Below are 13,097 nucleotides of genomic sequence, written 5' to 3' on the forward strand. Positions count from 1 at the left end.
CCCAGTTGCCAAGTTGTTATGCATTATCTTCTGTCAAACGGCCGCGACGATTTACGTCTTGCTCGAGAATCTCAAGGAATGACTCATACGTCATAGTGCCCAGATCTTCACCGCTGCGGGTGCGCACAGCCACGGTCTGACTTTCTACTTCCTTATCGCCAATTACCAACAGATAAGGAACACGCTGAAGCGTGTGCTCGCGGATTTTAAAGCCGATCTTCTCGTTTCTCAAGTCAGCTGTAGCGCGGTATTGCTGTTCACCCAGGCGAGCTTGCAAATCGCGACAATAGTCGGCCTGGCGATCGGTAATATTCATGATCGCCACCTGCTGCGGCGCCAGCCAGGTGGGGAATGCACCTTCGTAGTGCTCGATCAAAATGCCAATAAAGCGCTCGAAGGAACCCAGGGCGGCGCGGTGCAACATAACCGGCGACTGGCGCGAGCCGTCTTCCGCTACAAACTGGGCATCCAGGCGGCCCGGCATAGAGAAGTCCACCTGAATAGTACCGCACTGCCATACACGGCCGAGACAGTCTTTCAGGGAGAATTCGATCTTGGGTCCGTAGAAGGCGCCCTCACCCGGCAGCTCTTCCCACGGCAGACCCGCAGCATCCAGCGCGTCAGCCAGGGCCTTCTCGGCCTTGTCCCAGCTCTCGTCGGAACCGACGCGTTTCTCCGGGCGAGTGGAGAGGCGGTAGATAACGTCTTGGAAACCGAAATCCTTATACACGGAGTGCAGCAGATCCATAAAGTCAGACACCTCTGACTGGATCTGGTCTTCGCTACAGAAGATATGGCCATCGTCCTGTACAAAGCCGCGCACGCGCATCAAGCCGTGCAGGGAGCCGGAGGGCTCGCTGCGGTGACAGGAGCCAAACTCCGCCAGACGCAACGGCAGGTCGCGATAGCTGCGCAGGCCCTGGTTGAATACCTGTACGTGACAAGGGCAGTTCATCGGTTTAATCGCGAACTGACGCTCTTCACTGGTGAGGGTGAACATGTCATCGCCAAACTTATCGGCGTGACCGGACTTGCGCCACAGACTGAAATCTACCAGCTGCGGTGTCTTAATTTCTTTGTAGCCGAATTCCCGCTGGCGGCGACGCATGTACTGCTCGATAGTGCTGTAAATGGTCCAGCCATTCGGGTGCCAGAACACCATGCCGGGGGCCTCTTCCTGAATATGGAAAAGGTCAAATTTCTTCGCCAGCTTGCGGTGATCGCGCTTCTCTGCCTCTTCGATACGACGCAGGTAGGCTTTCAATTCTTTCTTGTTGGCCCAGGCAGTGCCGTAGACACGGGTCAACATTTCGTTGTTGGAGTCGCCGCGCCAGTAGGCACCGGCCACTTTGGTCAGCTTGAACGCTTTCAATCTGCCGGTGGAGGGCACGTGGGGGCCGCGACACAGGTCTTCAAAGTCGCCCTGGCGGTAGAGAGAGATATCTTCATCGCTGGGGATGCTGTCGATAATCTCGGCCTTGTATTCCTCGCCCATCTCGCGGAAGTATTTAACCGCGTCTTTGCGCGGCATCAGGCGGCGGCTGACAGGAACGTCTTCTTTGGCCAACACTTCCATACGCTCTTCGATCTTTTCGAGATCTTCCGGCGTAAACTGGCGCTCGTAGGCGAAATCGTAATAGAAGCCATCCTCGATAACCGGGCCAATAGTGACCTGGGCAGTGGGATACAGCTGCTTGACCGCCTGCGCCAGTAAGTGCGCGGCGGAGTGACGGATCACTTCCAGGCCTTCGGGCTGGCGATCAGTAATAATCGCCAGGTTCGCATCGGCATCAATAACGTAACTGGTATCGACTTCCTTGCCGTCTACAACGCCTGCAAGTGCGGCTTTTGCCAAACCAGGGCCGATATCAGCGGCTACATCGTGTACGGAAACCGGAGCAGAAAATTCTCGACGGGAACCATCGGGGAGAGTAACAACGGGCATTGCTTTTCCTTTGTTCTCAGTGGCGATCCCTACCAAAGACCGCATGAAACTATCCATGAAGATACTCATGGAACTCTTGATCGGATGGGGCATCCATCCTTTGAAAGGTGGTAGACCCGGGCGGATTTGAACCGCCGACCTCTGCCATGTCAAGGCAGCGCTCTAACCAACTGAGCTACGGGTCTAAAGCTCTACAGCGGGGGAACCCTGTGCTGTGAAGAGCGCGAACTTTAGCACCGCTTTTTAGTGTTTTCAACAACTTACTGAAGTTTTTTATAATTTTTTTTAAGAGTGGCCGTTCATCAACGGGCCGATGTGAGGCCCTGAAAAGGTAGCTTCAGGGCCGACACTTCCGCAAGCGCTATTCCACACCTTTCAGCTGGGTAATTTCATCGCGCAATTTTGCCGCTGCTTCAAATTCCAGGTTTTTCGCGTGCTGGTACATCTGCTCCTCCAGCTCGGCGATTCGGGCCCAGCGCTGCTTATCGGTAAGCGCCGCGACATCCACCTTGTAGTCACCCTCACCTTCGGCAACCTTGCGGCGCCCTTTCTTCGGCACGCCAGGGGCCACCGCCCCCTCCAGAATATCCGCCACACTCTTACGAATTCCCTTGGGGGTAATACCGTGCTTTTTGTTGTGGGCCAGCTGCTTTTCACGGCGACGGCGAGTCTCCTCCAGTGCGCGCTCCATAGAGCCGGTCACCTTGTCTGCATAGAGGATCGCCCGGCCCTCCAAATTTCGCGCGGCCCGACCGATAGTCTGGATCAGCGAGCGGTCGGAGCGCAGGAAACCCTCTTTATCGGCATCAAAAATTGCCACCAGGGCAACTTCCGGCATATCCAGCCCCTCCCGCAGCAAGTTAATACCCACCAACACATCGAATTCACCAATGCGCAGATCGCGGATAATCTCGACCCGCTCAACGGTATCGATATCGGAGTGCAGGTAGCGGACGCGCACACCGCTTTCGGCGAGGTATTCCGTCAGATCCTCTGCCATCCGCTTGGTCAGCACGGTAATCAGCACTCGCTGGTCCGCATCTACACAGCGGTGGATTTCAGACAGGGCATCATCCACCTGGGTGGCGGCGGGGCGCACTTCAACTTCCGGGTCCACCAGGCCGGTCGGGCGCACTACCTGCTCAACCACCTGCCCCGCATGCTCTTGCTCGTAGGGGCCGGGAGTTGCGGAGACAAAAACTGTCTGGGGCGCCAAGCCCTCCCACTCTTCAAATTTGAGCGGGCGATTATCCAGGGCCGACGGCAGGCGGAAGCCGTATTCCACCAGGGTTTCTTTGCGCGACCTATCCCCCCGATACATGCCGCCGATCTGCGGCACCGTTACATGGCTCTCGTCGATAAACAGCAGTGCATCGCTGGGCAAGTAATCGAATAGCGTGGGTGGTGGCTGGCCAGATTCGCGACCAGAGAGATAGCGGGAGTAATTCTCCACCCCATTGCAGTAACCCAGCTCCTGCATCATTTCCACATCGTAGCGGGTGCGCTGATCCAGCCTTTGCGCCTCGACCAGCTTGTCGTTGCCGCGCAACTGCTCCAGGCGCCCGCGCAATTCATCTTTGATTTCATCGATGGCGCTGACAATCGTCTCTCGCGGCGTCACATAGTGACTCTTGGGGAAAATGGTGACCCGGGGCACCTTTTTGAGCTGCTCCCCAGTAAGCGGGTCAAACAGCGTGATTTCTTCGATCTCCTCATCAAAGAGAGATAGGCGCACCGCTTCCATATCGGAATCTGCCGGGTAGATGTCGATAATATCGCCGCGCACCCGGTAGGTAGCGCGGCGAAAGTCCGCATCGTTGCGGGTGTACTGCAATTCGGCCAGGCGCCTGAGGATGGTGCGCTGATCAACGAGATCACCGCGATCCAGGTGCAGCACCATCTTCAAATACTTGTCTGGATCACCCAAACCGTAAATTGCCGAAACTGTGGCAACGACAATCACATCCCGCCGCTCGATCAGCGCCTTGGTGGCAGAGAGGCGCATCTGTTCAATATGCTCATTTACAGATGCATCTTTCTCGATAAAAGTATCCGAAGAAGGCACATAGGCTTCCGGCTGATAGTAGTCGTAGTAGGAAACAAAATACTCCACCGCATTCTTCGGGAAAAACTCTTTAAACTCTCCGTAGAGCTGAGCCGCCAGTGTTTTATTGTGGGCCATCACAATGGCCGGCCGCTGTAGGCGCTCAACAATATTCGCCATAGTAAAGGTCTTACCCGAACCGGTAACCCCCAGCAGCGTTTGATGGCTCAAACCATCATCAATCCCCTCTGACAATTGCGCTATCGCCAGCGGTTGATCCCCCGCCGGCTGATACTTGGACTCCACCTTAAAAGGTCGCGATTCCATACACTTCCCCCAACCACTTAAACGTTCATGCAACACCGGATTGTAGGCTGTCGTCATACCGCTCACAATTACCAGAGAACAGCGTCCCACCCCTCTCAATTCGGGTCCGTGGTGTTTTGCGCCCGGGGCAAAAAATAATTTCCTGACAAATCAATTAGTTAAAGATGAAAAAAGGGGTTGACCTAGTCGGAAGTGCTCTATAATATACGCGCCATCTGAACGGCAACGCCGAAAAGATATTCCGCCTTAGCTCAGTTGGTAGAGCAAATGACTGTTAATCATTGGGTCGCTGGTTCGAGCCCAGCAGGCGGAGCCAAATTTCAAAGCGCAGCTTAATTTGCGCTATATAAGTTAGATTAAATTCCGCCTTAGCTCAGTTGGTAGAGCAAATGACTGTTAATCATTGGGTCGCTGGTTCGAGCCCAGCAGGCGGAGCCAAACAAAAGCCCGGATAGATTCCATCTATCCGGGCTTTTTCTTTTCTGCTCAATTTTTTTCAGCTCACTGTGCACGGTATCAAGCTGCGAAATAGCGGCCAACCTACTGGGTGACCGCGAAAAATAATCCCCTAGCGAGAAATAACCTCCCCAGCCAGGGGCAGCCTCTCAATAGTGGCCACACCTTTCTCTTTGCGTATCCGCCCCTGTTGTGACCAGACGGCATCAACCAGACCCTGCTTAGGAGCATATCCCCCCACCGCTCGGCACAAAATCCTGCGGACCTGCTCACAATCATGGGATATACATGCATCCCTGAGCTCTGAGATTAGAAGGTGCAAGACCTCGCTGTCGAGGCGCTCTTCTTCGGCGCGCATAATCATGGGGTGATCCGTGCCCAGCACGTTATCCCCCAACAACAACTCCTCGTACAGCTTCTCCCCGGGCCGCAAGCCGGTCAACTGAATCTCAATATCACCATCGGGGTTCTCTTCATCCTTGACGGTATGCCCCATCAGGCGAATCAAGCGCTCGGCCAAATCGTAGATACGTACCGGCTCGCCCATATCGAGCACAAATACATCCCCTTTGCGCCCCATGCTGCCGACCTGCAACACCAGCTGAGCCGCCTCGGGAATCGTCATAAAGTAACGAGTTACCTTTGAGTGGGTTACCGTCACCGGGCCGCCGGCGTTGATCTGATCGGTAAACAGCGGGATTACCGAACCGGAGGAGCCGATAACGTTGCCGAATCTGACCATGCAAACGCGCATCTTGTTAAAGCGGCGACCAAAATCCTGGCAAATCAACTCGGCAAATCTTTTTGTGGCTCCCATCACATTGGTCGGCCGAACGGCTTTGTCCGTCGAAATAAGCACAAACTGCTCAACCCCATGCCGCTCAGCGGCCTCAAGCACAGACAGCGTGCCCAGCACATTATTCTCTGCGCCGACAACGACATTCTGCTCAACCAGCGGCACATGCTTGTAGGCGGCCGCATGGTAGATAGTCTGCACCGAGAAACCCTGAATTATTTCCGCCATGCGCCCGGTATTGCGCACATCGCCGAGCAGTGCGGTTACTTCAAAGCGCACCCCGTCATCCTGCTGCTGCTGGCACAGCTCCCGCTCAATCTGATAGAGGGCGTACTCGGAGGATTCAACAACAACGAGCCTGGCGGGCTGCCACTGCGATATCTGTCGACACAACTCAGACCCGATAGACCCTCCAGCACCGGTAACCAACACCACTTTGCCACTGATAGAACCGGCAACAAGCTCTTTCTGCGGCTCAACCGGGGCGCGCCCCAGGATATTCTCATAGGTTTGCGACACATCCTTCGTGCGACCAACTCCATCGAGCAGCTCCTCCACGCCCGGGATTGCCTTAACCACCAAACCGCGCTGCCTGAGAGAGCGGGCTATCTCCTTGCGACGCCGCCGGGGCACCCCGGGCATAGCCAGGATAACCTCCGCAATATCCTTCCCGGCGACAACCTCCAGTATGTCTGCGGGGTTGTATACCAGCAGCCCATCAATAAAGGTCTTCTGCTTGGAGGCGTTATCATCAAAAAAGGCAACAGGCTTATACAGCTGCCCGTGAACCAGCGCCTTATACATTTGCAAACCGGCAGTACCGGCACCGTAAATCGCCACCCGGGTCTTGTGGATTTCCAGCGCCGCCTGGTAGTAAAGTCGAACCAGCCAGCGGGACCCCCCTACGGTGATAAAAGCAAAACACCAATAGATAACTGGAACCGAGCGGGGAACCCCAGCTGTAGTCAGGTAAGAAAAGAGGCCCAACATCACCGCAGAGAGCGTCACCCCCTGCAGGACAGCAATAATCGCCTTTTGCCCCATATAGCGAATAATGGTCCGATACAGGCCGAGCCGGAGAAAAATAAAGCTGGTGGCGCCAAGCGTTAACGCCAGACAAGCAAACATTCGCCACTCAAGGAATTGTGCGACATTATTGAGCCGAATTGTCATAGCCAGCAGAAAAGCCAAACTCAACATCAGCATATCAAACGCCAACATCAACACCGGCTTATGGGCCCTCTTTACACTTCGCCAAACTCTTGTCACACGACTCCCCGAAATCTACCAAGCAAACCCGGAGCCACCCTCAATAAAGGCAGCTCAGGCCCTCCCAAATATGGCAACAACAACCACCACTAAAGAACAGAGCATCATTGCACCCAACTGTAAAATGAGCGCTTTCCTTACTCCAATTTGAATTGCGCACCTCTGATAGAAGTGCTGCCGGTGAGCCTCCCACCAACGCTGGCCAGTCACCATCCTTTTCAGTAGCGTATAGCTGGCATCCAGCCAAAATGGTGCAAATATAACCACCGGCATCCAAAACTCAAACGCCCCGCGTCGCCAGCCAAATAGACTGACAGCCACCACCGCCAAACCGATACCTGTCGACCCGGCATCACCCAAAAAAATCTTCGCTGGCGGCCAGTTAAAAATCAGAAATACCGACGCACAAACAGCAACCACCGCACAGAACCAAGCCAGCTCTATATCGCCATTTAAAGCGCAGATCACTCCCAGAGAGGAGAAGCCAACAAGGGCCATTGTCCCCGCCAGGCCGTCCATGCCGTCCATAAAGTTATACAGATTGACAACCCAGACTCCCGCCAAAGTGACTATTGGATAGACCCACCAATCCAGCCTTTCAGGTAGTGCGAATAGCAGCAAAATCACGGCCAAAAAATGGACTGAAAAGCGATAGCGTATAGCTACATCTCTCAGGTCATCCAGTGCGGATACCCCCAGCAGCAGCACAAAGGCGGCCGCCACCAACAGCGGCAACTCCAGCGGACCCAGCACTATCGCAACCAGGCACCCCAACAAAAGCGCCCACCCCCCGGTACGAGGCACCGGGACCGAGTGCATCGAGCGGTTATTTGGCACATCCAGCGCAAAATTGCGCATTCTTACAACAAACATCGACGTAGCGCCATAGCTGGTTGCTGCCGCGATTAATAGCGGGATCACCCACTCCCAAGCTACACCACTCAACTCGCCACCCCTTTACTGTTTCCAGTCAAACCAACGCCTTTTTTTAGCCGAAAATAGGCAAAAAAACCCCATTTGCGAACAGGGTCACTAAAAAATTCTACGAATCCTACAGGAAAATTTAAAAAACTTCCCTGGCAATAGATACTCGTCAATCATCAAGGGAAGTCGGTATTAGAGGTGGAACACAATAAATGGCAGGCTTTATAGTTGGTGCAATCTGAATTTTGCACTTTAGCGGGGCTAACAACTGGGCGACACCAGGGGAATTCATCTATCACGGCACTCTTATTTATCAGCTCAAACCCCGACTGGAGGCCGTCAAAAACCCACCAGTCGGGACCCGTAAACCTTTAGAGCCGAATCACATCCCTGTTTTTATCCAGGGTTGCCGCACCTATTCCCTTGACGTTCAACAACTGCTCTACAGAGGTGAATGGGCCGTGCTCTTCGCGATATTCGATTATCAATTGTGCCCGCGCCTCGCCAATGCCATCCAACTTCTCGGCAAGCTCGGCGACTGAAGCGCTGTTGATATTGACTGACAACAGCACCTCTTTGACATCAACACTTTCTGACTCCCCCGCATACACAGAGGGGTTCAGAAGCAGCGAAAAAGCTAATGCGAAAACAACAGAAAGCAATCGGTAGGTCAATCTCATGGTTAACTCCCAGTGAATTATCAGTTTCACTTTGGGACTGCAATTACCTCCCCCAAGCCACACCATGATACCAATAGGCAGCTTTTTGTCGGCTCGAGCCTAATTACACCGCATTACAAGTTGCGAAGCAAGAAACCATTCTAAGCTGTCAATTCAGCCAAAATTGACTTCAGCGCCAGCAAAGGCTCAGGCGCAGCGGTGATGGGGCGACCTATAACCAGATAGTCAGACCCCTGCGCCAGCGCTTCAGCAGGCGTCAGTGTGCGTCGCTGATCCCCGGCATCGGCACCCGCCGGACGTATCCCCGGTGTCACCAAAGAAAAGCCGGCACCACACTCACTGCGCAACATTTGCGCTTCACGCGCAGAACAGACCACTCCGTCCAACCCGCAGGATTTAGCCTGAGAGGCCAGGTGTAACACCTGCTTTTCCAGCGGAGCTGCCACACCTACTGCGGCCAGCTCCTCAGCGGTTGTACTGGTCAATACGGTAACCGCAATCAATAGAGGCTTGTCCTCACCAAATTCCTGCAAGGCCTCAGCTGCTGCCGACATCATCCGCTCACCGCCACTTGCGTGAACGTTAACCATCCAAACGCCCAGTTTCGCAGCCGCTTTCACCGCCTTGGCAACGGTATTGGGAATATCGTGAAATTTAAGATCGAGAAATACTTGAAACCCTCGGTCAACCAGGGTTTTCACCAGGTCCGGACCAGCTGCTGTAAACAATTCTTTACCGACCTTGACCCGACACAGAGACGGGTCGAGCTGATCGGCCATAGCCAGCGCAGACTCAGCATTGTCGTAATCGAGAGCAACGATAACCGGAGAAGAAACTTTAGATTGCAAGAAATACCTCATTCATTTTAAAGCCATCCCGACCAACCAGCGGAACTGGCGAACGGGACAGCAGTTACTTTACTCGCCCTCAATACCCTTAACGGAACGCACCGAGTCCCAGTGCTTACAACTTGGGCACAACCAGTGCAGCTGATTACCAGAAAACCCGCAGTTGCTACAGCGGTAGTGAGGACGACTCGCTATTAGCTGGTCGATTAATGTTTTGAGCAGGGAGAGATTTTCCCTTGCCCTACCCTCAGTACTATCTATATGAAGGTCGAGAAAGCGCCCCAAGCCCCTTAGAGAGGGGCGCAGCGCCAACTGCCTCCCCATAAATGCCGCCGCTGCCGCCTCGCTATCCTGCTCCTGGATGCGTTCGGCCAAGGCAATCAATACACTATTGGAAGGGTACTCTCTTAAAAGGGACTCCAGGTAGCGGTCCAACCCTTTGCCATCGCCCAAATCCCCGTAGCAGGTGATCAGCAGCTCTAAAATTTCAGGGATATAATCCGGACTCTGCTTGGGAATCCGCTGCAATACCTTAATCGCCTCTTTGGGCTTGCCAAGCAGATATTCCAGGCGCCCCCACAGTAAATTTGTGCGCACCGAATCGCGCTCGTAACTCAGAGCAGAGTCGATATGCTTTCTCGCGCTGAGATAGTCCTTTGTCGCCATAGACTCTTCCGCTAGCTCACAGCAAAAGTGTGCCTGAACCGGTGCCCAGTCAGCCGACAAGCGTTTAAATCTGCGCCCGTGCAACAAGTTGACCGCGTGAATCGCCTTGGCCCACTCCCTCTCGTCCCGGTAAACCTCAATTAGGCGCTCCAGGCTTATGGCCTTTAATTCCTGGGAGGTCTCAACCAGCTCCTGCAATAAGCGCTCAGCCCTATCTAACCAACCCGCAGAAATATAGTCGCAAGCGAGTTCAAACTGGGCTTTATTTTGACTGACCCTGGATAAACTGGGACGCCCAAGCAGGTTTTGATGGACGCGGATGGCCTGGTCGTACTCCCCCCTTCTGCGCAACAAGCTTCCCAGAGCCAGGTGGGTGTCAAAAGTCGCCTGACTTACCTCCAGGGAGCCGATAAATTTATCGATGGTGTCATCATGGCGCTCGCTCAGCAAATAATTCAGGCCCTGAGCATAAGACCGCACCAGCGCATGCTCTTGCTCACCATAATCCGCCACTTTCTTTTTGGCACTTCCCCGCCCCAGCACCCAGCCAATCGCGATTGCCGCAAGCAGAAAAAAGAAATAGGTAAAATCGAGCAAATCAGTCTCCAGAAACCTTGCGGTGGGCGGAGCGCAGCTCCCGCTCCATCTTCTCCAACTGCTTCTCGAGCACCTTCACTTGACGGCGTTTGGCATAAACAGGCAACAGGCTCACGATAAAGCCCAACAGCAAACCCAGCAGTAAAAAACCAATCAACCAAAAACCGACACTACCCTCCGGCAGTGGGTAGCCCACGATATTCGGCGCGATAGTCTCCGGGTTGGCAACTGCGAAATAGATTCCCAAAGCGACACAAAGCAGGGCAACAACCCCATAGACGATGCGTATCAACCAACGCAAAAATGACAAGGGAACCTCCACGTTCCACAAAATAACCTTATCGATTAACGACGAAGCTTATCCCAACTAAAAACAGTATTTGTGCTGCCGCCAGAGGGTGCCATCATACTTCGATACTCACCTCATCGTGCATACTTCGATTCACTCTGTCGCGCAATTCTTTACCTGGTTTGAAATGAGGGACGTACTTCCCAGCGAGATCAACCGCATCTCCCGTTTTGGGGTTGCGGCCTGTGCGCGGGGCTCGGTAGTGAAGAGAGAAACTACCAAAACCGCGTATTTCTATACGCTCACCCTGGGACAGGGCATCTGACATAGTATCGAGTACCACTTTTACCGCCAGCTCTACCTCCTTAACTGGCAGCTCATCCAACCTCAACGCAATCCTTTCGATCAGTTCGGACTTGGTCATGTGCTCCGCAACCTTTGTAAGTCATTGATTATTCTGGAGTAGAGCACCAATCATCTAATAGAAAGCCGGACTGGGCAACCCCAGTCCGGCTTTCAGGTCGCTCCAAGCAGAAGACTCGGAGCGGTGAACTTCAAAAACTCTTAGTCTTTGCTGTTCATTTGCGCCTTGATCAGGTCACCGATAGTAGCGGGCTGAACTTGCTCAGACTGCTTCTTGCTGTGATCCTTGATAGCTTGCTTCTCGTCGTCCTGGTCTTTGGCTTTGATAGACAGGCTGATCACGCGATTCTTGCGATCCACGCTGGTGATCTTAGCTTCTAGCTCTTCGCCTTCTTTCAGAACGTTGCGAGCATCTTCAACCTTGTCGCGGCTGATTTCAGAAGCGCGCAGTACGCCTTCTACTTCATCCGCCAGGGTGATGATGGCTTGCTTAGCGTCAACTTCCTTAACAGTACCTACAACGATGCTGCCGCGATCGCTGGTGGTAACGTAGTCAGAGAACGGATCGGACTCCAACTGCTTGATGCCCAGGGAGATGCGCTCGCGCTCGGAATCGATACCCAGGATAACAGTCTCGATTTCGTCGCCTTTCTTGAACTTGCGAACAGCTTCTTCGCCAGCTTCGTTCCAGGAGATGTCGGACAAGTGAACCAGACCGTCGATGCTGCCGTCGAGACCGATGAAGATACCGAAGTCAGTGATGGACTTGATCTTACCGGAGATCTTGTCGCCCTTAGCGAATTTACGCGCGAAGGCATCCCACGGATTTTCTTGACACTGCTTGATACCCAGGGAGATACGACGACGCTCTTCGTCGATATCCAGGATCATCACCTCTACCTCGTCGCCAACCTGGACAACTTTGGACGGGTGGATGTTCTTGTTGGTCCAATCCATTTCGGAAACGTGTACCAGACCTTCCACACCTTCTTCCAGCTCGGCAAAGCAGCCGTAGTCGGTCAGGTTGGTTACAACCGCCTTCACGCGGCTGTTCTCTGGGTAACGCTGCTTGATGGATACCCAAGGATCTTCGCCCAACTGCTTCAGGCCCAGGGATACACGGCTGCGCTCGCGGTCGAACTTCAGTACTTTTACTTCGATCTCGTCGCCAACGTTCACGATCTCGCTCGGATGCTTGATGCGCTTCCAAGCCATATCGGTGATGTGCAGCAGGCCGTCGATGCCGCCCAGGTCTACGAAAGCACCGTAGTCGGTCAGGTTCTTCACGATACCCTTGACGCTCATGCCTTCCTGCAGGCTTTCCAGCAGAGCTTCACGCTCTTCGGAGGTGGCAGCTTCCATAACGGCGCGGCGGGAAACAACTACGTTGTTGCGCTTGGAGTCCAGCTTGATAACTTTGAACTCGAGCTCTTTACCTTCCAGGTGCGCGGTGTCGCGAACCGGACGAACGTCAACCAGAGAGCCGGGCAGGAACGCACGGATATTGGCAACATCAACAGTAAAGCCACCTTTAACCTTACCGCTGATAACACCTTTAACCACTTCGTCAGCTGCGTGAGCTGCGTCGAGGATTTTCCAGGCTTCAGCGCGCTTGGCTTTTTCGCGGGACAGACGGGTTTCACCGAAACCGTCTTCTACAGCTTCCAGGGCAACCTGCACTTCGTCGCCCACCTGCAGCTCAACTTCGCCTTTATCGTTGGCGAACTGTGCAGCAGGGATAACGCCTTCAGACTTCAGGCCCGCGTGAACGGTAACCCAGTCTTTATCTACGTCGATTACAACACCAGTAACAATTGCGCCCGGTGCCATTTCAACGCTTTTCAGGCTCTCTTCAAATAGATCAGCAAAGCTCTCGCTCATTACATTACCTAT

At 53.8% G+C, this 13,097-nt stretch carries 10 protein-coding genes and 3 tRNA genes; 2 read left to right on the forward strand and 11 right to left on the reverse strand.

What is annotated here, in order from left to right; genetic code table 11:
• Positions 1-16 precede the first annotated feature (16 nt).
• From thrS to uvrB, 3 genes are all read right to left on the reverse strand, one after another.
• Positions 17-1,945 (reverse strand): threonine--tRNA ligase, encoded by a 1,929-nt coding sequence (gene thrS, locus ACJJIF_RS07835; protein ID WP_444931663.1) that lies wholly within the window; start codon positions 1,943-1,945, stop codon positions 17-19.
• A gap of 108 nt (positions 1,946-2,053) precedes the next feature.
• Positions 2,054-2,130, reverse strand: a tRNA-Val gene (locus ACJJIF_RS07840).
• Between the two features lie 176 nt (positions 2,131-2,306).
• Entirely contained in the window at positions 2,307-4,316 is a 2,010-nt protein-coding gene (uvrB, locus tag ACJJIF_RS07845; RefSeq protein ID WP_444931664.1) for an excinuclease ABC subunit UvrB, read from the reverse strand.
• 240 nt (positions 4,317-4,556) lie between these two features.
• On the opposite strand from uvrB, the gene ACJJIF_RS07850 reads away from it, so the two are divergent.
• Both ACJJIF_RS07850 and ACJJIF_RS07855 read left to right on the forward strand, forming a co-directional pair.
• Positions 4,557-4,632, forward strand: a tRNA-Asn gene (locus tag ACJJIF_RS07850).
• Positions 4,633-4,678: 46 nt separating this feature from the next.
• Positions 4,679-4,754, forward strand: a tRNA-Asn gene (locus ACJJIF_RS07855).
• 130 nt (positions 4,755-4,884) lie between these two features.
• Here ACJJIF_RS07855 and ACJJIF_RS07860 read toward each other — a convergent pair.
• From ACJJIF_RS07860 to rpsA, 8 genes are all read right to left on the reverse strand, one after another.
• Positions 4,885-6,837: a polysaccharide biosynthesis protein gene (locus tag ACJJIF_RS07860; protein ID WP_444931665.1), complete on the reverse strand. Its 1,953-nt coding sequence runs from the start codon at positions 6,835-6,837 to the stop codon at positions 4,885-4,887.
• A gap of 54 nt (positions 6,838-6,891) precedes the next feature.
• Entirely contained in the window at positions 6,892-7,782 is an 891-nt protein-coding gene (locus ACJJIF_RS07865) for an MraY family glycosyltransferase (RefSeq protein ID WP_444931666.1), read from the reverse strand.
• A 350-nt stretch (positions 7,783-8,132) separates the two neighbouring features.
• Positions 8,133-8,441 carry a ComEA family DNA-binding protein gene (locus tag ACJJIF_RS07870; RefSeq protein WP_444931667.1) on the reverse strand — a complete coding sequence of 103 codons (309 nt, stop codon included), beginning with the start codon at positions 8,439-8,441 and terminating at the stop codon, positions 8,133-8,135.
• Between the two features lie 140 nt (positions 8,442-8,581).
• Positions 8,582-9,289, reverse strand: coding sequence for an orotidine-5'-phosphate decarboxylase (gene pyrF, locus ACJJIF_RS07875; protein WP_444931668.1), 708 nt, complete (start codon positions 9,287-9,289; stop codon positions 8,582-8,584).
• 69 nt (positions 9,290-9,358) lie between these two features.
• On the reverse strand, positions 9,359-10,552 hold the full coding sequence (gene lapB, locus ACJJIF_RS07880; protein WP_444931669.1) for a lipopolysaccharide assembly protein LapB: 1,194 nt from the start codon (positions 10,550-10,552) through the stop codon (positions 9,359-9,361).
• 1 nt (position 10,553) lies between these two features.
• Positions 10,554-10,862, reverse strand: coding sequence for a lipopolysaccharide assembly protein LapA domain-containing protein (locus tag ACJJIF_RS07885; protein WP_444931670.1), 309 nt, complete (start codon positions 10,860-10,862; stop codon positions 10,554-10,556).
• A gap of 94 nt (positions 10,863-10,956) precedes the next feature.
• Entirely contained in the window at positions 10,957-11,265 is a 309-nt protein-coding gene (ihfB, locus tag ACJJIF_RS07890; RefSeq protein ID WP_444931671.1) for an integration host factor subunit beta, read from the reverse strand.
• 140 nt (positions 11,266-11,405) lie between these two features.
• Entirely contained in the window at positions 11,406-13,085 is a 1,680-nt protein-coding gene (gene rpsA, locus ACJJIF_RS07895) for a 30S ribosomal protein S1 (protein WP_444931672.1), read from the reverse strand.
• Between the last annotated feature and the right edge of the window lie 12 nt (positions 13,086-13,097).

This window comes from Microbulbifer regidiadema (SeqCode), assembly GCF_052467605.1.